This window comes from Azorhizobium sp. AG788 (assembly GCF_943371865.1).
GTDB lineage: Bacteria > Pseudomonadota > Alphaproteobacteria > Rhizobiales > Xanthobacteraceae > Azorhizobium.
In genome coordinates, this window is the sequence record NZ_CALRWL010000003.1 from 198,264 (window position 1) to 221,694 (window position 23,431).

General features: G+C 66.5%; 19 protein-coding genes. 10 read left to right on the top strand and 9 right to left on the bottom strand.

The window, feature by feature from the left end:
* The first annotated feature begins 49 nt into the window (after nucleotides 1-49).
* Entirely contained in the window at nucleotides 50-931 is an 882-nt protein-coding gene (locus AAG816_RS03730; RefSeq protein ID WP_341988156.1) for a 3-hydroxybutyryl-CoA dehydrogenase, read from the top strand.
* A gap of 123 nt (nucleotides 932-1,054) precedes the next feature.
* Here AAG816_RS03730 and AAG816_RS03735 read toward each other — a convergent pair whose 3' ends face one another.
* Entirely contained in the window at nucleotides 1,055-1,735 is a 681-nt protein-coding gene (locus AAG816_RS03735; RefSeq protein WP_341988158.1) for a TlpA disulfide reductase family protein, read from the bottom strand.
* A gap of 111 nt (nucleotides 1,736-1,846) precedes the next feature.
* On the opposite strand from AAG816_RS03735, the gene argH reads away from it, so the two are divergent.
* From argH to lysA, 4 genes are all read left to right on the top strand, one after another.
* Nucleotides 1,847-3,232 carry an argininosuccinate lyase gene (gene argH, locus AAG816_RS03740; protein WP_341988159.1) on the top strand — a complete coding sequence of 462 codons (1,386 nt, stop codon included), beginning with the start codon at nucleotides 1,847-1,849 and terminating at the stop codon, nucleotides 3,230-3,232.
* Nucleotides 3,229-3,867, top strand: a complete 639-nt coding sequence (gene bluB / locus AAG816_RS03745) for a 5,6-dimethylbenzimidazole synthase (protein ID WP_341988160.1) — start codon at nucleotides 3,229-3,231, stop codon at nucleotides 3,865-3,867. The genes argH and bluB overlap by 4 nt, the downstream gene beginning before the upstream one ends.
* 117 nt (nucleotides 3,868-3,984) lie before the next feature.
* On the top strand, nucleotides 3,985-4,386 hold the full coding sequence (locus tag AAG816_RS03750) for a lipoprotein (RefSeq protein ID WP_341988161.1): 402 nt from the start codon (nucleotides 3,985-3,987) through the stop codon (nucleotides 4,384-4,386).
* Between the two features lie 102 nt (nucleotides 4,387-4,488).
* On the top strand, nucleotides 4,489-5,754 hold the full coding sequence (gene lysA, locus AAG816_RS03755) for a diaminopimelate decarboxylase (protein ID WP_341988162.1): 1,266 nt from the start codon (nucleotides 4,489-4,491) through the stop codon (nucleotides 5,752-5,754).
* A gap of 46 nt (nucleotides 5,755-5,800) precedes the next feature.
* On the opposite strand, the gene AAG816_RS03760 is transcribed toward lysA, so the two are convergent.
* The 5 genes from AAG816_RS03760 to AAG816_RS03780 all read right to left on the bottom strand — a co-directional run bounded on the left by AAG816_RS03760 (nucleotide 5,801) and on the right by AAG816_RS03780 (nucleotide 14,120).
* Nucleotides 5,801-8,356, bottom strand: a complete 2,556-nt coding sequence (locus AAG816_RS03760; protein ID WP_341988163.1) for an EAL domain-containing protein — start codon at nucleotides 8,354-8,356, stop codon at nucleotides 5,801-5,803.
* 277 nt (nucleotides 8,357-8,633) lie between these two features.
* Nucleotides 8,634-11,327, bottom strand: a complete 2,694-nt coding sequence (locus tag AAG816_RS03765; RefSeq protein WP_341988164.1) for a bifunctional acetate--CoA ligase family protein/GNAT family N-acetyltransferase — start codon at nucleotides 11,325-11,327, stop codon at nucleotides 8,634-8,636.
* 146 nt (nucleotides 11,328-11,473) lie between these two features.
* On the bottom strand, nucleotides 11,474-11,875 hold the full coding sequence (locus tag AAG816_RS03770) for a response regulator (protein WP_341988166.1): 402 nt from the start codon (nucleotides 11,873-11,875) through the stop codon (nucleotides 11,474-11,476).
* 105 nt (nucleotides 11,876-11,980) lie between these two features.
* The gene (gene fixJ, locus AAG816_RS03775; protein WP_341988167.1) at nucleotides 11,981-12,613 is read right to left on the bottom strand and encodes a response regulator FixJ; all 633 of its coding nucleotides are present in this window, start codon (nucleotides 12,611-12,613) and stop codon (nucleotides 11,981-11,983) included.
* Nucleotides 12,606-14,120: a PAS domain S-box protein gene (locus AAG816_RS03780; RefSeq protein WP_341988168.1), complete on the bottom strand. Its 1,515-nt coding sequence runs from the start codon at nucleotides 14,118-14,120 to the stop codon at nucleotides 12,606-12,608. The genes fixJ and AAG816_RS03780 overlap by 8 nt, the downstream gene beginning before the upstream one ends.
* Before the next feature lie 290 nt (nucleotides 14,121-14,410).
* Between AAG816_RS03780 and AAG816_RS03785 the strand changes: the two genes are divergently transcribed.
* Entirely contained in the window at nucleotides 14,411-15,067 is a 657-nt protein-coding gene (locus tag AAG816_RS03785) for a helix-turn-helix domain-containing protein (RefSeq protein ID WP_341988169.1), read from the top strand.
* Between the two features lie 44 nt (nucleotides 15,068-15,111).
* Here the strand turns inward: AAG816_RS03785 and hemN are convergent, their stop codons facing one another.
* The gene (gene hemN / locus AAG816_RS03790; protein ID WP_341988171.1) at nucleotides 15,112-16,539 is read right to left on the bottom strand and encodes an oxygen-independent coproporphyrinogen III oxidase; all 1,428 of its coding nucleotides are present in this window, start codon (nucleotides 16,537-16,539) and stop codon (nucleotides 15,112-15,114) included.
* A gap of 122 nt (nucleotides 16,540-16,661) precedes the next feature.
* Between hemN and AAG816_RS03795 the strand changes: the two genes are divergently transcribed.
* On the top strand, nucleotides 16,662-17,081 hold the full coding sequence (locus tag AAG816_RS03795; RefSeq protein ID WP_341988172.1) for a DUF4174 domain-containing protein: 420 nt from the start codon (nucleotides 16,662-16,664) through the stop codon (nucleotides 17,079-17,081).
* Between the two features lie 11 nt (nucleotides 17,082-17,092).
* Here the strand turns inward: AAG816_RS03795 and AAG816_RS03800 are convergent, their stop codons facing one another.
* Together AAG816_RS03800 and AAG816_RS03805 are read right to left on the bottom strand one after the other, a co-directional pair.
* Nucleotides 17,093-17,572, bottom strand: coding sequence for an MmcB family DNA repair protein (locus tag AAG816_RS03800; RefSeq protein ID WP_341988174.1), 480 nt, complete (start codon nucleotides 17,570-17,572; stop codon nucleotides 17,093-17,095).
* Nucleotides 17,569-18,453 carry a YihY/virulence factor BrkB family protein gene (locus tag AAG816_RS03805; protein WP_341988175.1) on the bottom strand — a complete coding sequence of 295 codons (885 nt, stop codon included), beginning with the start codon at nucleotides 18,451-18,453 and terminating at the stop codon, nucleotides 17,569-17,571. Before AAG816_RS03805 ends, AAG816_RS03800 begins: the two co-directional genes overlap by 4 nt.
* A gap of 165 nt (nucleotides 18,454-18,618) precedes the next feature.
* Here AAG816_RS03805 and AAG816_RS03810 point away from each other — a divergent pair, with 165 nt between their 5' ends.
* The 3 genes from AAG816_RS03810 (at nucleotide 18,619) to AAG816_RS03820 (ending at nucleotide 23,427) form a co-directional block, all read left to right on the top strand.
* Nucleotides 18,619-19,782, top strand: a complete 1,164-nt coding sequence (locus AAG816_RS03810; RefSeq protein WP_341988176.1) for an FUSC family protein — start codon at nucleotides 18,619-18,621, stop codon at nucleotides 19,780-19,782.
* Nucleotides 19,783-20,092: 310 nt separating this feature from the next.
* Nucleotides 20,093-21,589, top strand: coding sequence for a diguanylate cyclase (locus tag AAG816_RS03815; RefSeq protein WP_341988177.1), 1,497 nt, complete (start codon nucleotides 20,093-20,095; stop codon nucleotides 21,587-21,589).
* A 140-nt stretch (nucleotides 21,590-21,729) separates the two neighbouring features.
* Nucleotides 21,730-23,427, top strand: a complete 1,698-nt coding sequence (locus tag AAG816_RS03820; RefSeq protein WP_341988178.1) for an acyl-CoA dehydrogenase family protein — start codon at nucleotides 21,730-21,732, stop codon at nucleotides 23,425-23,427.
* Nucleotides 23,428-23,431 lie beyond the last annotated feature (4 nt).

Consider the following 23,431-nt stretch of genomic DNA (forward strand, 5'->3'; position numbering starts at 1 on the left):
GACCTGGGGTCGCGCCGCCCTTAACCGAGAGCCGAAAGACCACAGCATCATGCCACTCGAGATCAAGAAGGTCGGAGTGATCGGCGCCGGTCAGATGGGCAATGGCATCGCCCATGTCTGTGCCCTGGCCGGCTACGACGTGGTGCTGAACGACCAGGACCCCGACCGGGCCCGCGCGGGCCTTGCCACCATCAATGGCAACATGGCCAAGCAGGTCGCCAAGGGCACCGTCACCGAGCAGGATCGCCAGGACGCACTGAAGCGCATCGTCACCTCCGACGTGGTGGACGGCTTGGCGGAATGCGATCTGGTGATCGAATCCGCCACCGAAAAAGAAGACGTGAAGCGGAAGATCTTCGCCGGCGTCTGCGAGGTGCTGCGGCCGGACGCTTTGCTCGCCAGCAACACCTCCTCCATCTCCATCACCCGCCTGGGCGCGTCCACCGACCGCCCGGAGCGCTTCATCGGCATTCATTTCATGAATCCGGTGCCGCTGATGGAATTGGTGGAACTGGTGCGCGGCATCGCCACCGATGACGACACCTTCGAAAGCTCGAAGCAGTTCGTCACCCGCCTGCACAAGACCTATGCGGTGGCCGAGGATTTCCCGGCCTTCATCGTCAACCGCATCCTGCTGCCGATGATCAACGAAGCCATCTACACCCTCTATGAGGGCGTGGGCTCCGTGGATGCCATCGACCGTGCCATGAAGCTGGGCGCCAACCATCCCATGGGGCCGCTGCAATTGGCGGACTTCATCGGCCTGGATACCTGCCTCGCCATCATGCAGGTGCTCCATGAGGGGCTGGCGGACAGCAAGTATCGTCCGTGCCCGCTGCTGGTGAAATATGTGGAGGCCGGCTGGCTGGGCCGCAAAACCCAGCGCGGCTTCTATGATTATCGCGGCGAAAAGCCGGTCCCGACCCGCTGACGTTTTATTGCGGCTGAGATTTGGACGGGCAGGCGGGCCAGGGTCCGCCTGCCCGTTTCTGTGACGCGTGCGGGGTCTGAGGCGTGCGGGGTCTGGGGCCTGCGGAGTCGGCGGCTGGGCGGCTCAGGCGCCCCCGCCCATAGCCGCCTTGATTACCGCCAGCGCATCGCTGCCCGCCCATTCGGCCGGGCCGGCCAGATAGCCGATCTCGCAGCCCTTGGCGTCCACCAGCAGGCTGGTGGGCAGGCCGAAGCCGCGCCCGACGCTGCGCAGGGCCTGGAAGGTCTTGGTGTTGGGATCGGCATAGAAGGCCAGCGACGACACGCCGATTTCATTCAGGAACGCCTGCGGCTTCTTCGGGTCGCGGGTATCCAGATTGATCGCCACCACCTGAAATTTGTCGCCGCCCAGCGTGCGCTCCAGGGCGTCCAGGGCCGGCATTTCCTTCCGGCACGGCACGCACCAGGTGGCCCACAAATTCACCAGCAGCACCTTGCCCTTGAAGTCCTCAAGCGTCACCGGCTTGCCGGCAGCGTCGGTGAAGGCGAGGGGAGGCATGCGGCGGGCGGAGGTGGCCAGCGACAATGCGGCCAATTCGCCCTTGGCCAAAGGCGCGATGGTCTTGCCCAGGTCCACGGCGCCCTGGCATTGCGGGTCGGCAATGGCGGCGGTGGCGGCCGGGACGGTGCCGTCGGACTGCGGTTTCGTCGCTGATGCATTGCCCGCGGGCCCATTAATCCCGTATAGGGCGAGCGCGCCGACCATGGCACCGGCCACCACCGCTCCCGCCACCAGACCGATCATGCGCCAGGGCCCTTGCCGGGCCGGGTGAGGTTCGGGCGAAGGCGCGGACGATGCGGCGGGGTCAGTGCCCGGGGGCGGCACGTTGAGATCGGTCATCACCGGAGGTCCGTCATGAGCAACAAGATGTGGGGCGGGCGGTTCTCCACCGGGCCGGACGCCATCATGGAGGAAATCAACGCCTCCATCGGCTTCGATCAGCGTCTTTACGCCCAAGACATCGCCGGCTCCAAGGCCCATGCCGCCATGCTGGCGGCCCAAGGGATTGTGGCGGCGAAGGATGCGCAGAAGATCCAGAAGGGTCTAGACACGATCCTGTCAGAGATCGAGGCGGGCAAATTCACCTTCCGCCGCGACCTGGAGGACATCCACATGAATGTGGAAGCCCGCCTCGCGGAGATCATCGGCGCCCCCGCTGGACGCCTGCACACCGCCCGTTCGCGCAACGATCAGGTGGCCACCGACTTCCGGCTCTATGTGCGCGACACCGTGGATGCGCTCGACGACCAGCTGGCCGATTTCCAGCGCGCCTTGGCGGAGAAGGCGCTGGAACATGCGGGCACGGTGATGCCCGGCTTCACCCATCTCCAGACCGCCCAGCCGGTGACCTTCGGCCACCATCTGATGGCCTATGTGGAAATGGCGGGCCGGGATCGCGGCCGCTTCGCGGATGCCCGCAAGCGCCTGAACGAATCGCCTTTGGGCTCGGCGGCTCTGGCCGGCACCTCCTTCCCGATCGACCGCGACGCCACCGCCGCGGCGCTGGGCTTCGACCGGCCCACCGCCAATTCGCTGGATGGCGTGTCCGATCGCGACTTCGTGTTGGAATGCCTGGCCGCGGCGTCGATCTGCGCCATCCACCTCTCGCGCCTCGCGGAAGAGATCGTGATCTGGACCTCGCCGTCCTTCGGGCTGGTGCGATTGTCGGATGCCTTCACCAGCGGCTCCTCCATCATGCCGCAGAAGCGCAATCCCGACGCCGCCGAACTGGTGCGGGCCAAGGCGGGGCGGATCATCGGCGCACTCACCGGCCTGATGGTGGTGATGAAGGGCCTGCCTTTGGCCTATGCCAAAGACATGCAGGAAGACAAGGAAGGCGCGTTCGACGCCTTCTCCGCTCTGTCGCTGGTGATCGCCGCCAGCGCCGGCATGATCCGCGACCTGGAGCCCGACCTGGCGCGCATGAAGGCCGCGGCGGGGCAGGGCTATTCCACCGCCACCGATCTGGCGGACTGGCTGGTGCGCACCATCGGCATCCCGTTCCGTGATGCCCACCATGTAACCGGCCGCATCGTCGGCATCGCCGCCGAGCGCGGCATCGCGCTGCACAAGGTGCCGCTGGCGGACATGCAGGCGGTGGAAAAGCGCATCACCCAGGATGTGTTCTCGGTGCTCTCCGTGGTGCGCTCGGTGCGCAGCCGAACCAGTTATGGCGGCACCGCACCGGCCCAGGTGCGGGCCCAGGCGCGGCGCTGGCTGAAGAAGCTCGGCCCGGCGTGAGCGCGCCGCGCTTCACCCCGGCGTTCCGCGCGCAGCTTCAATCGCTGTTCGCGTGGCGCCGGGATGTGCGCGCCTTCCGCCCCGATCCCTTGCCGGATGGCCTGCTGGAGGAATTGATCGCCACCGCCTGCCTTGCCCCCTCCGTGGGGCTGAGCCAGCCGTGGCGATTCGTGGAGGTGACGGACGCCGCCCGCCGGGCGGAGATCCGCGCCAATTTCGAGGCGTGCAATGCCGCGGCCTTGGCGGCGCAGCCGGCGGACCGGGCCGGCATCTATGCCCGGTTGAAGCTGTCCGGACTGGATCAGGCGCCCTGCCATCTGGCGGTGTTCGCCGACGGCGCGACGGCGCAAGGCCATGGGCTGGGCCGCCGCACCATGCCGGAAGCCATTGCTTACTCTGCGGTGCTGGCCATCCATACGCTGTGGCTGGCGGCGCGCGCCGAGGGCGTAGGCGTGGGGTGGGTCTCCATTCTCGATCCGGAATCGTTGACCAAAGTCCTCGATATCCCCTCGCGATGGCATTTCATCGGCTATCTGTGCATCGGTTACCCGGCCGCGGACCAGGACACGCCGACACTCGAAACCGACGGCTGGGAGTATCGGCGCCAGCCGGAGCGTTTCCTGCTGCGACGATGAGCCAGGGCGGATCTTCCCTGTCGGCGTGGCATGGGAGACGGCGCTGGTTCCAGGCGGGGGGCTCGCCTTTGCGGCGCCGCTCGCTATAGTGAGCGCGATTTTTTCCGAGGTGGTTCCGTGTCCCGACGCTTCCGCACTCCCGCTGCCCTCATTCTGATCCTGGCCTGCGCCGGGATGCTGGCCGGCTGCGGCGTCAAGGGCCCGCTGGAGCCGCCGCCCAAGGCTGCCGCCGGTACCCCGCAGGCGAGCACCGGTGCCGTTAGCGGCGCGTCCGCAGCGGCCGGCGAGGCCAGCAGCGAATCGTCCTGGAACATCAACCAGGCGAGTATCGTCGCGGATACCGGAACGGCAGCGCCGCCTTTGTCCACGACGCCGCCCGCCCCGACGGCATCCACGTCGGCGGGCAGCAGTCAGCAACGCACAAAATCAACGCACGTTGGCGGTACGTCGTCGGCTCCCACCAGCCTCGACCAGATCACGCGCCCCAATACGCCCTTCATCCTGGACGGGCTGCTCTGATCACCACGGCCTGACGCGGCGCGCGCGGTCGCCGCTTGTCGGGACCACGCCCCGCCAAGCGGGCGATGTGGCGTTAACCGCTCGTATTTGCTTAGGCTCACCATGCATCATTTCGTTTATCACGACGGCCGCCTGCGGGCGGAGGATGTGGACCTGACGGCGCTGGCCGACGAGGTCGGCACGCCCTTCTATTGCTACTCCACGGCAACCCTTGAGCGGCACTATCGGGTGTTCCGTGCCGCGTTCGCCGAACGCGACATGCTGCTGTGCTACGCGCTGAAGGCCAATTCCAACCAGGCGGTCATCGCCACTCTGGCCCGCCTCGGTGCCGGGGCCGATATCGTCTCGGGCGGCGAGTTGAAGCGGGCGCTGGCGGCGGGCATCCCGCCGGAGCGCATCGTCTTCTCCGGCGTCGGCAAGACCCGCGATGAGATGGCCCAGGCGCTGCAAGCGGGCATCCTGTGCTTCAATGTGGAGAGCGAGCCGGAACTGGTGGCGCTGTCCCAGGTGGCCGGTGCGCTCAACCGCACCGCTTCGGTGTCGATCCGGGTCAATCCCGACGTGGACGCCAAGACCCATGCCAAGATTTCCACCGGTGGCTCGGAGACCAAGTTCGGCATCCCCATTTCCCGGGCGCGGGAGGTCTATGCGGAGGCGGCCAAGCTGCCGCATCTGGCGATCACCGGCGTGGACATGCACATCGGCAGCCAGATCACTGACATGGCGCCATTCGAGAATGCCATCACCCTGCTGGCGGACCTGGCCCGCGATCTCCTGGCAGCGGGCCATCGCCTGCACCATGTGGACCTCGGCGGCGGGCTGGGCGTGCCCTATGCGGCCTCCGACCCGCTCCCCCCGGCCCCCGATGCCTATGCGGCGGTGGTCAAGCGCGCGCTCGGTGATCTCGACCTGCCGCTGGTGTTCGAGATGGGCCGAATGATCGTGGCCAATGCGGGAATCCTGGTGACCCGCGTGCTCTATGTGAAGCACGGCGAGGGCAAGACCTTCGTCATCGTCGACGCGGCCATGAACGATCTCATCCGCCCGACGCTGTACGAGGCCCATCACGAGATCCAGCCGGTGCACCAGCGGGCGAATGCCAAGCAGGTGCGGGTGGATGTGGTGGGGCCGGTGTGCGAAACCGGTGACTATCTGGCCCTGGACCGGCTGATGCCCGAAGTCATGCCCGGCGACCTGCTGGCGGTGATGACCGCTGGGGCCTATGGCGCCGTGCAGGCCAACACTTACAACACCCGTTCCCTGGTGCCGGAAGTGCTGGTGAACGGCCACCAGGCGGCGGTGGTGCGCCCGCGGGTGGATGCCGAGGCGCTTATCGCCCTTGACCGGCTGCCGTCTTGGATGGCCTGAGGTGCCGCCCGGCGGACCCACAGCAGGCGCCCGCGGGGCGCCTGGTTCAGGTCCGTGAGGGGCGCTTGGGCTTGATCTTCGCCAAGTCGGCTTCGGAGATGGGCCGGGCGAAATGGAAGCCCTGGACCTCATCACACCCGCCCTTGCGCAGCCAGGCGAACTGGGCGGCGGTCTCCACGCCTTCGGCGGTCACCGACAGGCCGAGGGCGCGCCCCAGCCCGAGGATCGCCTCCACGATGCCTTGTGCATCACGGCTCTGATCGAGATCCCCGACGAAGCGGCGATCGATCTTGATGCGGTCGAACGGGAAGTGCCGGAGGTAGCTGAGCGATGAGTAGCCGGTACCGAAATCGTCCATGGCCAGTCCGACGCCCAGCTCCTTGATCTGGAGCAGGACGTCCAGCGCCTTCTCGGTGTTTTCCAGCAGCACGTTCTCGGTCAGCTCCAGCTCCAGGCGGTGGGCGGGAAGCCCGCTGTCCTGCAGCGCCGATTCGATGGCCTGCAGCAGCTGCGCCCCCTGGTGGAATTGCACCGGCGACACGTTCACCGAAACAGAGAGGTCCGGCCACTTCGCGATGGTGGCGCAGGCCTTGCGCAGCGCCCATTCGCCCAACTGCACGATCAGGCCGGTGCTTTCCGCCAGCGGGATGAACTGATCGGGGCTCAGCAGTCCGAAGCGGGGGTGCAGCCACCGCACCAGGGCTTCCACCGAAACCATCTCCAAGGTCGCGGCATTGAAGCGCGGCTGGTAGAGCAGCACGAAATCTTCGCTACCCACGGTGCGGCGCAGGTCATGCTCCAGCGAGCGCTTGGCCAGCACCTGCTCATTCATGTCGGCGGTGAAGAAATGACAGCCGGCCGGCTCCTCCGCCTTCGAGTGCTGGAGTGCCAGTTCCGCGCAGCGCACCAGGCCTTCGGGATCCAGCGTATCCATGGGCGCGAGCGCCACCCCGATGGCGCAGGTCACATGCGCCTCATCGCCCTCGGGAAGGTGGAAGGGCTTGGCCAGCGCCTGCTGGAGTGCCGCACAGAGGGTCTTCAGCACCGCGACGCTCCCGGGCGCGCTCACCACCAGGGCGAAATCGTCGGCGCCGAGGCGGGCCACCAGGTCATTGTCGTGCATGGTCTGGCGCAGCCGCTGGGCGGCCTCGGTCAGAACCACATCGCCGGCCGGCAGTCCGAAGCGTTCGTTCACTACCTTGAAGTTGACGAGGTCGATGCGCAGCAAGGCCACAGTGCGCTTGCCTTCGCGGGCGCCACTGAGCGCACCCGCGAGGAATTCCATCAGCAAAGTGCGGTTGGGCAGGCTGGTGAGGGGGTCGTAGAGCGCCAGATGCTCCACCTTGCGATGGGCCTCCACCTCGGCGGTGATGTCGGTGGCGGTGCCGCGGAAGCCAACCACGGCACCAGAGCCGTCGCGCACCGCTTTGGCGGCCACGCGGCAGATGCGGACGTCGCCACTGACCGTGATGTAGCGGCAGCGCAGTGCCGTCAGCGGATGGTCCGTGGCGCGGGAGGCCCACAGCTCCAGCGATCCCTCACTGGCATGCAGGATGGCGCCCAGGGGCTGGCCCAGCAATTTGGACGGCGTGTGCCCGGTCAGCGCTTCGAAGCGCTCGGACAGATAGGTCAACGCGAGCCGAGCATCCGCCTCCCAGATCCAGTCGGAGGCGGCTTCGGCGACGTCGCGAAAGCGGGCCTCGCTCGCGAGCAGGGCTTGGCGATTGGCGGCCATGGCCTGGGCGGAACGCTCGATGGTCCTGGCATTCTTCGCGGCCCGCCCCAGCACCAGCCACGTCAGCAGGACCAGGGCGCCGCCGCAGGCCGCAAACCAGGGCACCACCACCTGGGCCACGGACTTTCCCGGCAGGACGTCGGTCCAGCTCAGGACCAACGGCGCGCCATTGCGGGTGGGAATGTCAATGCGAGGGGCTGCTGCATCGGTCCGCTGAGCCACGTGCAGATCGTTCAGCGCTGCGAGTTCGCCCACGGACGCCAGAAGCTGAACCGATAGGATGCGGACGAAGGCCAACCGGCTCGGCGGGCCGGATTTCAGCGCCACCGTTGCATCGCCGCCGGGCGTGATGGGGGCGACAGCGACGAAGGCCGGCTGTCCATCGATCCAGAACAGATCGTGGACCACCTCCCCGTCGAAGGTCTTCAGGATGGGCGCAATGCCTTCGGGAAGCGAGCCGGAGTCGTCGCGCTGGCCCTTCGCCAGATGGTAGACCACCGTGTTTTCGCTCGAAATGACGAACACATGGTCGATCCCCATCAACTTGTAGATTTTTGGGCCAAGATTATCCCGCTCGAATGCCCAATCGAGATCCAGCGTCAGGTGCAGGTTGCGATAGGTCGAGCCATGGTTCGCAAAGGCCAGGATCGTCTGCACCAGTCGCGTTTCATCGACTTTCACCGCCGCGCGAAGCTGGGCCTGGGTCCGCGAATAGGTCCGGTCATCCTGTTGCCGGACGGATTGAATGAGCAGGACGCCGGCGGCGATATAAGTGGTGGCCACGAGCACGGCGATGGCCGGAATGGTCCACTTGGCAAAGATTGTCGCGTTCGCGGTCTCCCGCGAATTGAACCAGGACCGCGACATAAGCCTTCCAACGTCAAAACAGGGTGGCGGCATCCTAGAAGGCAACCCTATGCCGCGGCCAGTATGGTCATGGTTGTGTTGCGTTTAAATTCCCGAGAAAGCTGTTTCGCTTCTGCGCTGTGTCCCGGTCCTTTTTCAACGCAGGTATTGGGTGGTTGTGAAACAAACCCTTGCTGGGCAGGAGGCGGCGCCCGATCTTGGTCTCTCCAGGCCGCAGTGCAAAAGCATTCTTAACTATGGATACGATTTCAGGGTGCTGCCAAAAATAAACAGGTGTTCAGGTTGTCGCAGCGGGCTGTGCGGCTGAAAGGTCAAGGTCGACGCGTACCACGGTGGGATCATCGCAGCCGGGCCGGACCTTGAAGCCGAGATCCTGGGCCAGATGCAGCATCGGCATGTTCTCGCGCAGTACGTCACCGAAGATGCGCTTCAGGCCGCGGCGGCGGGCATGGTCGAGAATTTCGTTCATCAGTCGATACCCGAGCCCGCGCCCCTTCATGTCGGAGCGCACCATGATGGCATATTCAGCCGCCTCATTATCCGGGTCGGCGATGATCCGCACCACGCCGAGGATCTCCCCATCCGCCGCCACCGAGACCAGCGCCATCTCGCGATCGTAGTCGATCTGCGACAGGCGGGCGGCCATCAGGTGGGGAAAGTCCTTGAGCGAGCCAAGAAAGCGCATGCGCACGTCGCGCGGGTCGGAGCGGCGCACCATTTCCCCCAAAGCCGGCTCATCTTCGGGGCGGATTGGCCGCAATTGCAGTTCCTGGCCGTCGGTCAAGGTCATCACCCGCGCCATGGCGCTGGGAAATGGCTTGATGGCAAAGCGCTCGGTGCCGACGCCTCGGGTGGGGTGGACGACGATCCGCGCATCAAGGGCGATCACGCCATGCTCGTCCGCCAGCAGCGGATTGATGTCCAACTCGCCGATTTCCGGCATGTCGCCCAGGAGTTCGGCCACCTTCACCAGGGTGTTGGCGATGGCATCCATGTCCGCCGCCGGCTGGTCCCGATAGCCCGCGAGGCGGCGGGCGATGCGGGTGCGCTCGATCATTTCGCGCGCCAGCCGGCCATTCAGCGGCGGCAACGCCACCGCCCGGTCGGCGATCACTTCCACCGCCGTGCCACCCTCGCCGAACAGCACCACGGGGCCGAAGGTCGGATCATTGGCAATGCCGGCGATCAGCTCCACCGCCCGCGGCCGGTGGATCATGCGCTGAACGGTGAAGCCCTCGATCCGGGCTTCGGGCGCCCGCTCGCGCACGCCGGCCAGCATCAGTTCGGCCGCCTCCTGCACTTGGGCCGGCGTGCGCAGGTCCAACCGCACGCCGCCCACGTCCGATTTGTGGATGATGTCGTCGGAGAGAATCTTCAGCACCACCGGCCCACCGATGCTGGCCGCCACAAGGCCGGCCTCCACGGGGTCGCGGGCAATGCGGGTTTCGACCACGGGGATGTCGTAGGCCGCGAGCACGGCCTTGGCCTCCACCTCCGTCAGCACGCTCCGTCCGGCGGCGATCACCGCCGCCACCAGTTGCTTGGCCTTGTCGCGGTCCGGTTCGTCGAAGGTGCGGGCGGGCGGCGTCTCCATCAGCAGGGTCTGGTTGCGCTTGTAGGACACCAGATGGCCGAAGGCTCGGACCGCTTCGTCCGGGGTGTCATAGGTGGGAATGCGGCGCGCGACGAACCGCCGGCGCGCCTCGGATGCCGCGGTGTCGCCCAGCCAGCAGGTCAGCACCGGCGCGCGCGGGCGGTGTGAGAGAATTTCGATCACCGCGTCGGCGGCCTCGGCGCTGTTGGCCAGCGCGGTCGGGCAGTTCAGCACCAGCGTCGCATCGGAGCCGGGATCTTCAAGGAGCGCGGTGAGCGCGTCGGCATAGCGCTTGCCAAGCGCATCCGCGGCGATGCCCACCGGATTGCCGTGTGACCAATGGGCCGGCAGCAAACGGTCGAGCCGCGCAACGGTCTCCGGGGCGAGGGCCGCCAGCCGGCCGGGAGAGGTGTCCAGCGCGTCGGTGGCGAGCACGCCCGCTCCCCCGCTATTGGTGAGAATGGCCAGACGGTCGCCGGTGAGGCGAATGCCGGAGGACAGGGTGGTGACGGCCTCGAACAGTTCGCGCAATTCATAGACCCGCAGCATGCCCGCGCGCCGGAAGGCGGCGTCATAGACCGCGTCGCTCCCGGCCAGGGCGCCGGTATGGGACAGAGCGGCGGTGGCCCCGGCGGCGCTGCGCCCGGACTTGATCACGATCACCGGCTTGGTGCGCGCGGCGATGCGCCCGGCGGACATGAACTTCCGGGCATCGATGATGCTTTCCACATAGAGCACGATGGCGCGGGTGGTGGCGTCGAGGGCGAGGTGGTCCAGCATGTCGCCGAAATCCACGTCGGATTTGTCGCCCAGCGAAACCACATGGGAAAAGCCGAAGCCGCGTCCGTCCGCCCAGTCCAGCACCGCCGTGGCCATGGCGGCGGACTGGCTGACGAAGGCCACGTCGCCCTTGCGGGGCATGAGGTGGGCGTAGCTGGCGTTGATGCGCGCCGCAGTGGAGATGAAGCCGAGGCAATTGGGTCCGACGATGCGCAGCAAATGGGGCTTGGCTGCGTCCAGCATCCGTTGCCGAATTTCGGGACCTTCCACGCGATCATCGGTCCCGAAGCCGCCGCTGATGACCACGGCGGCCCGACAGCCCTTGGCGCCCAGGTCAGCGATGGCCTGGGGGATGGCGTCGGGCGGTCCGGTAATAACCGCCAGGTCCACGGTGATGGGCAGGTCCTTCACCGCCGCATAGTTCAGCGACGAGCGCACCGCCCGTTCCTTGGGATTGACGCTGAGGATGGGGCCCTCGAACCCGGCCTCGAACAGATTGCGCGCCACGACCGCCCCGATGGAGCCGGGCCGGTTGCCGGCGCCGACAAGGGCGATGGCGCTGGGATTGAACAAGGCGTCGAGATTGCGCGTCGTCATGGGCCACCTTGAGCTGCGCGCCGTGCGACCGGAGCCGGCTCCGCAGAGTGGCGCGCGGATGTGTCAGAGGGAAGGATGTCGGCGCCACGGATGACGTCGCAGCAGCCTCGGCAGCGACCGGGGCGCGGACGTCGGCGCGGGGAGGGTCAGTGGCGGGCGAAGCTCTCGCGGACGGCATCGCTCAGCGCGTTGGAAAACAGAGGCTTCTCGATGATTGCGACGCCGGCCGAGGAGGCGCGCTTGCGCACCATGTCGGTGGGATGGGTGGTGATCAGAATAGCGGGAAGCAGCACGTTGCGTCGCTTGAGTTCGCGCAGCAGGTCGAGGCCGTTCTGGCCGGGGAGATTGTAATCCACCACCAAGCAGCCATCGAGGGGCAGGTTGGCGTCATGCAGGATCTCATCGGGGCTGGCGAAGATGCGAACGTCGAACCCCTCAAGCTCCAGGGCGAACTTGAGCGAGGCGCGCACCGCCGGGTCGTCATCCACCACCAGCACGACCGGCAGAATGGGGTCCCGGATCGCCTCGTTGTCGCCGATCAAATACATCTGGCCCCCCACGCCCCGTTCGTGGATGACGAGGTCGGAGGCCCAAACTATCCCCGGCGCCACCACCCTCGACCTTGAGGCAGATCAAGAGTGCAAGATGGTATACTATTTTACCGCGGGTTCGGCGGGGGCAATTCCCGCCAGCAGGGCCATCCGCACCAGTTCCGGCAGGCTGCCGGCCTTCATCTTGGTCATCACGTTCGCGCGATAGACCTCCACCGTGCGCGGACTGATGCCGAGGTCATAGGCGATGGTCTTGTTCGCCAGTCCGGCCACCAGGCATTCCAGGACCTGACGTTCGCGCTGGGAGAGGACGGCGAGGCGCTTGGTGACTTCGGCACGGGCGCTATCTTGCTTGTCCGCTTCGGCGGTGCGTCCAAGGCAGGCGCGCACAGACCCGAGGATGGCGGTGTCCTCGAACGGCTTCTCCAGGAAGTCGGCAGCACCGAGCTTCATCGCCTCCACCGCCAGCGGCACGTCGCCATGGCCGGTCATGACGATGACCGACAGGTTGGCGCCACGTTCCTTGAGGACCTTGAGCAGTTCCACACCGCTCATTTCCGGCATGCGCACGTCGGTCACCACGCAGCCGCGATCCAGCGAGACGCCGGCGCGCAGGAAAGCCGCGGCAGACACATGCTGACGCACCGTGAGGCCGTTGCTTTCCAGCAGAAAGGCGAGCGATTCGCGCACCGCGTCGTCATCGTCGATCACATGGACCGGCAGCGCGTCAGGCATCGGTCAGGGCCTCCTCGTCCACGGTCCTGAGGGTAAAGCGGAAAATGGTGCCGCCGCCGGGGTTTGGCTCGGCCCAGATCCGGCCGCCGTGGGCCTCGATGATGGTGCGGGAAATCGACAAGCCGACTCCCATGCCCTGCGCCTTGGTGGTCACGAATGGCATGAACAATTGTGCATTCATGTCCTGCGAAATGCCATGGCCGGTATCGGAGACCGAGACGGTGACCATGTCGTCCTCCGCCGGCGCGGTTTGCACCAGCAGATTTCGCTTGGGGGCGTCCATCATGGCTTCCAGGGCGTTGCGCATAAGGTTCAGCAATACTTGCTGCACCTGCACCTTGTCGGCGAGCACGACGTCGCAGGCCGGATCGAACTGGAACCGCACCTGAATGCCGTGCTCCTTGGCGCCCACCAGCGCCAGGGCGCTGGCTTCCTCCACCAGCTTGGACAGGACTTCCAGGCGGCGCTCGCTTTCGCCACGGGAGACGAAGTCCCGCAGCCGGCGGATGATCTGCCCTGCGCGCAGCGCCTGTTCGGCCGCCTTGTCCAGCGCACCCTGCAACATGGGCAGGCGCTTGGGGTCGCCATCATCCAGCAAGCGGCGGGAGCCCTTGATGTAATTGGCGATGGCGGAGAGCGGCTGGTTCAGTTCGTGGGCCAGCGTCGATGCCATCTCGCCCAGCGCGGTGAGACGGGAGATGTGCACCAGTTCCGCCTGGAGTTCCTGGAGGCGCGCCTCTGTCTCCTGGCGTTCGGTGAGGTCGCGGATGAAGCCGGTAAAGAAGCGGCCGGAGGCGGAATTCATCTCGCCCACCGCCAGTTCCATGGGGAAGGTGGCGCCGTCCTTCCGCTCGCCGGTGACCACCCGGCCGATTCCGATGATCCGCCGCTCTCCGGTGGTGCGGTAGCGCATCAGATAGCCATCGTGATTCTCGCTGTGGGCGCGCGGCATCAGCATGGAGACGTTGCGCCCGATCACCTCGGAGGCGGTGTAGCCGAACAGGCGTTCCGCCGTGGTGGAGAAGGACTGCATGATGCCGTGGTCATCAATGACCACCATGGCATCGGGCACGGTGTCGAGGATGGACGACAAATGCGCCTCGCGCGCCAGCAAAGCCCGATCGCGGCTCACGGCGTCAATCCGCGTCCGGCGCAGCCGCTCGCCGAGGATGGCGACAGCGGTTCCGGCGGCGGCGAACAGCGCCAGTCCCACCCAGTCCGCCGGTGCAGGGCCCGGAACCAGTTCATACAGCAGGATGCAACCGGCGCTCGCGGCGAGCGTGGCGGCGAAGCCCGGCACGAAGCCGCGGGCGCTGGTTATCGCCACCACCGCCACCTGGAGCAGCAGCATGCGGGCATCGAAGGCGCCCGCACCGAGCGAAGCCGCGGCCAGAAGCGCCAGCACCGCGCTCGCCACTCCGGGCATGGCCTGCCGGAGTGCCGCGGGTAAGCTCTGGGCGATCTGGCCGGTCTTCGGCGGCAGCGCCTGTGTCGGCATTTCGCTCATACCCAGCTTGTGCTCCGTCGGTGCGGGAAGGGCCATAGGCAATCGCAACATAGCTCCGGAAAACCCCTTAGGGGATTCTACCTAAGGGGCAAGCCCTAAGGAGTGCATCCGAATTTCTGTAACGCGGTCAAAGAGCTATCCCTTGGTTCATGAGAAACCCGGAGATGAGTTCGATGTCGACCGCCCATAGCGTCATCGCCCAAATCGCCCCCGTCGTCGCAGTCATCCCCCCTGCTTCCGTGTCCGCGCAAGCCTATGCGCATCCGATGCCGTCTGGAAGGTGGAGCGAGATGGCCAAGGGGGCCTCGACCGATGAGTGCGCACGCCCGTCCCTGGTGGTGGCCGCGCTCGGCGCCCCGGTGACCTTCTCCCGCAACAGCGAGATTTTCGGCGACGATGAACTGGCCGAGCACGTCTATGTGGTGCTCAGCGGCGTGGTTCGCGTCTGCAAGCTCATGGGTGACGGGCGTCGGCAGATCGAGGCCTTCTGCCTCCCCGGCGATGCCTTCGGCTGGGAAACCGGCGACCGCTATCGCTTCTCCGCCGAGGCGGTGAACGAGTGCCGGGTGGCCCGCGTCAAGCGCTCGGTGCTGTTTGCCCGCGCCGGCAGCAATCCGGAACTGGCCTGCGCCCTGTGGGCGCTGAGCTTTGCGGAACTGCAGCGGGCGCAGGATCATCTGCTTCTGCTCGGCCGCAAGACCGCTCAGGAGCGGGTCGGCACCTTCCTGCTGGATCTGGCCCGCCGCTCGGCGGCCGCCACCGGCGCCAGCCTGACCGAAGTGCAATTGCCCATGTCCCGTCAGGACATTGCCGATTTCCTCGGCCTGACCATCGAGACCGTGTCGCGCACCCTGACCTGCCTGGAAGAGCAGGCGACCATCTCGCTGCCGTCGTCCCGGCGCGTGCTGCTGCGGGATCGCTCCGCGCTGCGCCGGCTGGACTCCTGAGCCGAGCGCCGCCTGCGGCGCCCGCCCCTTCATTTCTCCCCGCCTCATACCGCCGCCGCGTGCCTCTTGGGCCCGGCGGCGCTTTCTTGTGCCGGCAGCCGGGCGTCAAACACCGCCGCCACCACCCGTGTGAACGCCCGCACCCCGTGGGGAATGGCGAGCCGCGCACCGGTGCGCACCACCAGCCCATCCTGTTCCAGCCCCTGCAGACGCTCCAGTTCGGGCGCAAAGGTGCCGGAAGCGAAGCCGTGGGCCTGCAGTTCCGCGTCGAGATCCACGGAGGCCTCGCACATCAGCCGCTCAATCACCGCCCGACGCAGCCGGTCCTCGGCCGACAGGGCGATGCCGCGGGCCACGGGGAGGCCGCCCGCCTCCAACGCCGCATGCCAGGCCGGGGTCGCGGGCAGGTTCTGCACATAGCCCTGCGGCAGCATGCCGATGGCGGATGCGCCGAACCCGAGCAGCACCGGGGCATCGTCGGTGGTGTAGCCCTGGAAGTTGCGCTTGAGCTGTCCCTCGGCCGCTCGCTGCGCCATGGCATCGTCGGGCCGGGCGAAATGGTCGAGGCCGATGGCCACATAGCCTTCCCGCTCCAGCACGTCGGCGATCGCCTGGGCCTGGGCGAGGCGGGCGGCGGCATCCGGCAAGGTGTGGTCGGGAATGAGGGCCTGATGCTTCTTCATCCACGGCACATGGGCATAGCCGAACACGGCGATGCGGTCCGGTTCCAGCGCCAAGGCGGAACGCACGGTGCGCAGCACCGAGGCGACGGTCTGGTGCGGCAGGCCATAGATCAGGTCGAGATTCAGGGACGAGACGCCCGCCGCCCGCAGCGCATCCGCGGCGGCCTTGGTCTCCTCGAACGATTGATGGCGCCCGATGGCCGCCTGAACCGCTTCGTCAAAATCCTGCACTCCGAGGCTGGCCCGGGTGATGCCGGAGGCTGTGAGGGCGGCGATCATGTCCGGCCCCAGCACCCGCGGGTCCACCTCAATGGCCAGTTCCGCGTCGCTCTGCACGTCGAAGCGGGCGCGGATCAGCGCCATCACCGCCTGGAAGTCGTCGCCGGACAGCAAGGTCGGGGTGCCGCCGCCCCAATGCAGATGCGATACCGCCAACCGTCCGGGGATGCGGTCAGCGACCCGCGTGATTTCTTCCCGCAGCCGTGCCGCATAAGCGGCCACCGGTGCGGGACGGCGGGCGACCGTGGTGGTGCAGCCGCAATAGAGGCACAACTCCGCGCAGAACGGCACATGCAGATAGAGCGAGGCGCGGGCGCCCATCGGCAGGTCGGCCAGCCACTGCGCATAGACCCCGCCATCCACCTGCGGGCCGAAATGCGGCGCGGTGGGATAGCTGGTGTAGCGCGGCACCGGCCGGCCATAGCGTGCCAGCAGATCGTCGGGGGTCGTCGCAGGGGCGGAATAAGCGGTGCAGGGGGCGTTCATGGCATCCAGACATGCCGGGACCATGGCCGGCGTGCCTTGATGCAGCGCAAGCCCTTGACGTCACCACGCGGTGAACCTGGGACGAACCCGGTGCGTATCAGGACATGCGCGCCGGAACAGGCGGGCGGTCACCGGGTTGAACCTCCATGGCACAGCGCATCGCTTCCCCTCTCTTCGCCTCCAGCCTGCTGGCCCTTGGGCTTGTGGCGGGCCTGAGCGAGACGGCATTCGCCACCTCGCTGGACGACCTGCGCTGGAAGGCGCGACCCCTGGTGTTGTTCGCGCCGGCCGCGGATGATCCGCGCCTGAGCGACCAGCTGGGACAGCTCAAGGCCGCGGCCGCGGGGTTGAAGGATCGCGACATGGTGGTGCTGACCGTATTGGCGCCGCAGGATCCCCTGCGCGCCCGGTTGAAGGCGCCGCAGGATGGCTTCCTCATGGTGCTGGTGGGCAAGGACGGCCATATCGCCCAGCGCTGGACGACGCCCCAAACCCCTGGGTCGATCTTCGCCCTGATCGACCGCATGCCCATGCGTCGCGACGAGATGCGGCGCGACGGGCAATAGTTTGTGGCCCGTCACCAGTCGAGTGCGGGGCGCAGATCCGGATCATAAAGTCCCGCCAGCCGACCGGCGGCGGCGCGGGCGAACCGCAGGGTCACGGCTTTGCGGGTGGCTGGCGGCAGCGGGTGGACCGGGGGCGCCCGCAGCAGTTCGGCGCCGAACGCATCGCCGACCAGGATGCCCACCTCGGAGGGCAGGATATCCACCGGGAAGTCCAGCGGGACCGCAAACAGCAGGCGATCACAATAGAGCCGGTAGTCCGGCCATTTCCCGTCGGTGCGGAAATCCACCACCGAGGACTTGATCTCGACGATGGTGATCGCTCCCTTGGGGTCGATGGCGATCAGATCCGCCCGCCGACCGGAGGCCAGCGACAGTTCCGGCAGGCCGAACAGTCCGTGGGCCACAAGATAGCGCAGCACGCCCCGCTGCAGCGCCTGCGCCGTCGGGGACTGCCGGCCATCGGGGCGCGGGACAGGATCCTGCCCGATCACGGGCGCGCCTCGGCGGTGCGCTCCGCCTCGCTGAGGCCGCGGGTGAGCAGGTGGGCGTCGTGGGCGCGCTTGATGGCCGCATTCAGTTCGCCGCCGAAGATGAAGGCCGTGGCGGTGAGATAGAGGAACACCAGCGCCACCATGACCGAGGCCAGGCCCGCATAGGTGGTGACGTAATTGTTCGAAAACTCGGCCAGATAGCTGCCGAACGCGGTGGCCGCCACCAGCCACAGGGTCAAGGTGATCACCACCCCCGGCAGAACCTCTCGCAGCGACCGCCGCCCCGCCGGGAGCCACAGATGCGCCATGAGCAGCGCGGCGATCAGGATGAGGGTCGTGGTGCCGAGGCGCGCCACGGTCACGACCCCGCTCAACGGTTGCAAGGCCGGGACATTGCTAACAATGGCCTGCCAGATCAGCGGCCCGAGCACGACGAAGAACGCCAGCGCCAGCATGCCGGCGGCGCCCACCACCACGAAGACGGCCGAGCCCGCCCGCAGCCGGTACCACGCCCGGTGCTCCTTGACGCCATAGGCGCGGTTGAGCCCGATGCGCAGGCTCTCGATGCCGTTGGAGGAGAAATAGATCGCCAGCGCCACGCCCGCGGTGAGCACGTCGGCGCGGACCTGGTTCACCACATTGTGGATCTCGCGGGCAATGGGCTCGGCCACCTTTTCCGGCCAGGTCTCCAGGATGAGCTGAATGGCTTCATTGGCCAGCGGACGCAGGTCCAGCACCCCGGCGAGCGCGGTGAGGAAGATCAGGAAGGGAAACAGCGACATCAGCATGGACAAGGCAATGTGGCTGGCGATGGCCCAGCCGTCATCGGCAAGGAAGGTCCACACGGCATCCATGACGATGCGATAGGCCCGAAGCAGCATGTTTTCCGTTCCAATCCCCGTGACATCGGCCGTGGTGCATCATAAGCCAAGAGGAGGCCATGATGGACCCGCAGGCGGTGCCGTTTTCCGGGAATAACCCTCGGGGGGAGGGTTCGGTTCGATATCTCCTTCAGGTTTGACAGGTCCCGCCGAGTTCCGATGCCCATGCAGAAACCCCGCTGGCTCTCCACCGACCGTTTCTCTTTGTCCTGGCCGCCGTTCGACATGGCGCATCTGCGCCTTGCGGTGCGGGCGACCAGCGCGGCGCTGCTGGCCTATGGCATCGCCTGGGCGCTGGATCTGCCGAAGGGCTATTGGGCGGTGCTCTCGGCCATATTGGTGGTGCAGTCCTCCCTCGGCGCGAGCGTTGCCGTGGCCCTGGATCGCGGCGCCGGGACCGTGGCCGGCGGCATCATCGGCGTGGCATTGGCCATGCTGGCGGGACCCTCGCAGAACCTGACCGTGCTGCTTCTGACCATCGGCACGCTGGCCACGGCTCTGCTGGCGGCGTACCGGCCCAGCTTCAAGCTGGCGCCGGTGACCGTGGTGGTGGTGATGCTGGCCGATCCCACCCATGCCCAGCCGCTCATCTCCGGTCTCCAGCGGGTGTTCGAGATCACTCTGGGCGGCGTGGTCGGCATTGGCTGCGCGCTGTTCATCTTTCCCACCCGCGCCCTGCTGCTGCTGTTTCCCCATGCGGCGGACGCCATCGACGCCTGCGCGGCGCTGCTGGAGCAGGGCGGCAGCGGCCTCCTTGACGGTACGCTCGACCCAGCGGAAGTGGATCGTCTGAATGCCCAGGCGCGGACCACTCTGCGGGCGGCGGACCTGCGGGTGGGCGAAGCGTTGCGCGAGCGCGCGGGGCGGCTCTCCAGCGCGCCCGATGCCGCCCCCGTGGTGCGGCTCTGCCGGCGGCTGTGGCATTCGGTGATCATCTTGATGCGGGTGGCCGACCAGCCCTTGCCGCAGTCCCTCTCCGATCCGGTTCGCCCCAGCCTGCAGGCGGCGGTAGCGGCCTTGGCCATGGAGTGCCGGGATCTCGCGGAGAGCCTGCGGACCGGCAAGGCGCCAACCACCGGGATGCTTGCCGCGACGGGCGCTGAAGGGCTGGCGCAGGACGAGCGCCTGTCGCGGGCGGGGGCTGGCGTTGCCGCGGCCGTGGCGGCGCTGGAAGCAGAGATGGACCGCGCGGGCGCCGCCGGCCTGTTGCGGAGCGATGGGGCCAGCCTGACCCGGCTCTACACCGCCGTCTCCGCCTGCATTCAGGTGGCGGAAAATCTCAACGAACTGAGCGCACAGATGGAATCCTATCGTTCCGAAAACGCGTAACGCGACGCGTATGCCGATGATGGCTTTAGCCAAAGTGCGCGGGCGGACGTGGTTTCCCGATGGGGCAAAAAATCAAATGCATTTTTGAATTTATGTAACCGATTTCAGATCGCAAAAATCGAATAATACAAGTGTGTTGCGGAACTCAGCTTGATCTTGACCGTTGCAGCGTGACCCTAGTTTGACGCGCGTATCGGGTAGGATTTCGTTGCGAAAACGTCCGGATCGATTATCCCTGAAATGGAATCCTCCCAATCTGACAACCCCAGGCTGATCCAGGCTGAGCATGGTGACGATATTGAAGACGCAAATGGCGAATTGGGCAGCCTATGCGTCGGTCATCCTCATGATTTCTGTGTCGGCGATTCAGGGGTACTTGATCTGGAATTCCTATTTTGATCGATGGGAAGGGGCTGTCCATTCGGCGGAGAGCATCCTCAATATCGTCTCGGCAGACATCGAAAGAAACCTCAAAATAATAGACCGCTCCCTGGTCGGATTGTCCGATACGCTTGAGCGTATCGATGTGTCGAAAATGACGACAGAGGTGCGGAACAAGATCCTCTTTGACGGGATGGCGGCGGCGGAATATGTAGGCGCTAGCCTTGTCCTGGCTAAGGATGGGGGCGTCCTATACGATTCTGCTTTTGTGGAACCCCGCAAGGGCAACTTTCGTGATCGAAATTACTTTAGGTTTCACGAGAATAATCTTCGAAAGATGTTCATAGGTGGACCTTATACTGTCAGATCACGGGGCGGAGAGAAGGTGTTTCTTCTAAGCCGGGGCGTTTTCGAGAAAGACAATGAGCTTCTCGGCGTGGCCGTGGTCTCGCTTAAGATATCTTATTTCATGAAGATGTTTGAGAGTGTTGACATTGGTTCGGATGATTACATAGCTCTCCTTGATAATGAGGGTCGTATCATTGCCCGTGCGCCGTCACTGGATGGGCACGGTGATGTCGGACTCGACGCCAACGACAACCCCGTGCTGTCTCGGATTGTGAGCGAGCCTGGATTGCGCTTCGTGGCTAAAACACCTCTGGATGGCATCCAGAGGCAATTCGTGGCCAAGGCTCTAGGCCCCTATCCCCTTGTTCTGGTGGTGGGATTTTCGACTGATACCGCGATGAGAGGGTGGGTCAAGCGGACCGCAATTCTCGCGGTGCTGACCCTATTGACCTCGGCGATCGGTGTCTGGCTGGTGATGGCGCTTCAGCGCTCACTGCGCCGGCAATTTGCCGTCGAGGCCGAATTGCAGAACATCGCGGCCACAGATTCGCTGACCGGCCTGCCCAACCGGCGCGCGTTCGACGAGCATCTGGAGCGGGAGTGGTCGCGCGCCGGCAGGGAAAGCGCGGTACTGTCGCTGCTCCTGGTGGATCTCGACCGTTTCAAGGTCATCAACGATACGCTGGGCCATAGCGCCGGCGACGAATTGCTGCGATTGGTGGCCGCCCAGATCAGGGCCAGCATCCAGCGGCCGGTCGACCTCAGTGCCCGTTATGGCGGCGAGGAGTTCGCCATCATTCTTCCCGGCACCGACCATGCGGGCGCGCTGACCTTCGCTGAGCGCGTGCGCGCCGATATCGAGCGGGCGACAGCGGGCTATCGCACCGACGACCGACCTCACGCCACCGCAAGCATCGGCGTTGCCACCGCCCATCCACGGCCTCGGCAAGCCATGACCTTGCTGGTGGAGGCCGCGGACCGGGCGCTTTACCAAGCCAAGGCAGGCGGGCGGAACCGGGTTTGCGCTGAGGCGGTGGAGCGGCCCGAGCCGGTCAGGGCGTCCGCTCCCGCGGCATAGTCTCCCGCCCCACGGGGCCGAAGGCCGGCCTGCCGATTGGCCGAACGATGCGCCTTCGCCATTCTCCCGTTGCGTCCGCCGCGATGCGGCGCAAGGATAGGGAAAATACTGCAACGCACAACCTTCCGGGAGCCAGAGCCATGTCCAGCAGCCTCGCACTCAAAGCAGCGCCGGATGCTGTCGATCCGGTCGAACTGGCGCGGACCGCCCTCGTCGCGCTTGAACGCGTCCTGGCGGAAGCCACCAGCAGTGTGCGCGCCCAGGTGAGCGAAGGCGGCAAGCTGTCGGCGGCGCTGCTTGAGAGCGAGCAGCGGGCCGTCCATGGCCTGTCCTGGCTGGCGACCTACGTCTTCGGGGTGCGTGAACTGGTCCATTATGCGGATCGGCTGGCGGAAACCGGCAAGTTCGGCGCCGCCGAACGGCTGATCGTGCAGATCGGCGCGGGCGAATACACCGCCCAGATCCTCGGCGGCATTCCCATGAGCCAGGGCGAGATGGTGCGCCTGGAGGATATGTTCGTGACGGAGGCCGCGATCGCGGCCCTGCGCGAGGATGCGGCGGTGGCGGCTCTGGTGCGCCAGGGCAATACCGCTCCGGCCCGCGCGGCGCTGGCCGCCATCATCCGCGCCGGCCATGGCGGCACGGTGGGCGATGCGGGCCTGGACGAGACCCTGGAAGCCATGCGCAGCGAGATCCATCGCTTCGTGGAGGCGGAAGTCGCCCCCCATGCGCACGAATGGCATTTGAAGAATGCCTATATCCCGCTGGAGATCGTGTCCGGCCTCGCGGACATGGGCGTGTTCGGGCTGACCATTCCGGAGGAATTCGGCGGGCTGGGGCTTCCGAAGGAAGCCATGTGCGTGGTCACCGAGGAACTCTCGCGCGGCTATATCGGCGTCGGCTCTCTCGGCACGCGCGCCGAGATCGCCGCCGAACTGATCCTGGGCGGCGGCACCGAGGCGCAGAAGGCGCATTATCTGCCTAAGCTCGCCTCCGGCGAGATCCTGCCCACCGCGGTGTTCACCGAGCCCAACACCGGCTCGGATCTCGCCTCGCTGCGTACCCGCGCGGTGAAGGAAGGGGAGGGCGAGGCCGCGGTCTACAAGGTCTCCGGCAACAAGACCTGGATCACCCATCCGGTGCGGGCCGATCTGATGACCTTGATGGTCCGCACCGACCCGAACCAGCCGGGCTACCGGGGCTTGTCGCTGCTGCTGGCGGAAAAGCCGCGCGGTACCGATGAAGACCCGTTCCCGGCGCCGGGCATGACCGGCGGTGAGATCGAGGTGCTCGGCTATCGCGGCATGAAGGAATATGAGATCGGCTTCGATGGCTTCGAGGTGCCGGCCGGTCAATTGCTGGGCGGCGAGGAGGGCCAGGGCTTCAAGCAGCTCATGAACACCTTCGAATCCGCCCGCATCCAGACCGCCGCCCGCGCGGTGGGCGTCGCCCAGGCGGCCATGGAGACCGGCCTGCGCTATGCGGAAGAGCGGGTCCAGTTCGGCAAGCCGCTGATGGCCTTTCCCCGCGTGGCGGACAAGATCGTCATGATGGCGGTGGAGATCGCCATCGCCCGCCAGATCACCTATTTCGCCGCCCGCGCCAAGGACGAGGGACGGCGGACCGACCTGGAAGCGGGCATGTCCAAGCTGCTGGGCGCCCGCGTCGCCTGGGCCGCGGCGGACAATGCCTTGCAGATTCATGGCGGCAATGGCTTCGCCCTGGAGTATCCGGTGTCGCGCCTGCTGTGCGATGCCCGCATTCTCAACATCTTCGAGGGCGCCGCTGAGATCCAGGCGCAGGTGATCGCCCGCCGCCTGCTGGAGGGCGGCAACTAGCCTC

Excerpts from the sequence above, each read along its gene's own strand:
- hemN (WP_341988171.1), bottom strand. The coding sequence starts at position 16,539 with ATGGTCCCGGCATGTCTGGATGCCATGAACGCCCCCTGCACCGCTTAT.
- AAG816_RS03760 (WP_341988163.1), bottom strand. The coding sequence starts at position 8,356 with ATGTCGCGGTCCTGGTTCAATTCGCGGGAGACCGCGAACGCGACAATC.
- AAG816_RS03795 (WP_341988172.1), top strand. The coding sequence starts at position 16,662 with ATGGCACAGCGCATCGCTTCCCCTCTCTTCGCCTCCAGCCTGCTGGCC.
- argH (WP_341988159.1), top strand. The coding sequence starts at position 1,847 with ATGAGCAACAAGATGTGGGGCGGGCGGTTCTCCACCGGGCCGGACGCC.
- AAG816_RS03770 (WP_341988166.1), bottom strand. The coding sequence starts at position 11,875 with ATGTATTTGATCGGCGACAACGAGGCGATCCGGGACCCCATTCTGCCG.
- AAG816_RS03785 (WP_341988169.1), top strand. The coding sequence starts at position 14,411 with ATGGCCAAGGGGGCCTCGACCGATGAGTGCGCACGCCCGTCCCTGGTG.
- AAG816_RS03730 (WP_341988156.1), top strand. The coding sequence starts at position 50 with ATGCCACTCGAGATCAAGAAGGTCGGAGTGATCGGCGCCGGTCAGATG.
- AAG816_RS03815 (WP_341988177.1), top strand. The coding sequence starts at position 20,093 with ATGGCGAATTGGGCAGCCTATGCGTCGGTCATCCTCATGATTTCTGTG.
- AAG816_RS03735 (WP_341988158.1), bottom strand. The coding sequence starts at position 1,735 with ATGATCGGTCTGGTGGCGGGAGCGGTGGTGGCCGGTGCCATGGTCGGC.
- AAG816_RS03805 (WP_341988175.1), bottom strand. The coding sequence starts at position 18,453 with ATGCTGCTTCGGGCCTATCGCATCGTCATGGATGCCGTGTGGACCTTC.
- AAG816_RS03765 (WP_341988164.1), bottom strand. The coding sequence starts at position 11,327 with ATGACGACGCGCAATCTCGACGCCTTGTTCAATCCCAGCGCCATCGCC.
- AAG816_RS03820 (WP_341988178.1), top strand. The coding sequence starts at position 21,730 with ATGTCCAGCAGCCTCGCACTCAAAGCAGCGCCGGATGCTGTCGATCCG.
- lysA (WP_341988162.1), top strand. The coding sequence starts at position 4,489 with ATGCATCATTTCGTTTATCACGACGGCCGCCTGCGGGCGGAGGATGTG.
- AAG816_RS03810 (WP_341988176.1), top strand. The coding sequence starts at position 18,619 with ATGCAGAAACCCCGCTGGCTCTCCACCGACCGTTTCTCTTTGTCCTGG.
- fixJ (WP_341988167.1), bottom strand. The coding sequence starts at position 12,613 with ATGCCTGACGCGCTGCCGGTCCATGTGATCGACGATGACGACGCGGTG.
- AAG816_RS03780 (WP_341988168.1), bottom strand. The coding sequence starts at position 14,120 with ATGAGCGAAATGCCGACACAGGCGCTGCCGCCGAAGACCGGCCAGATC.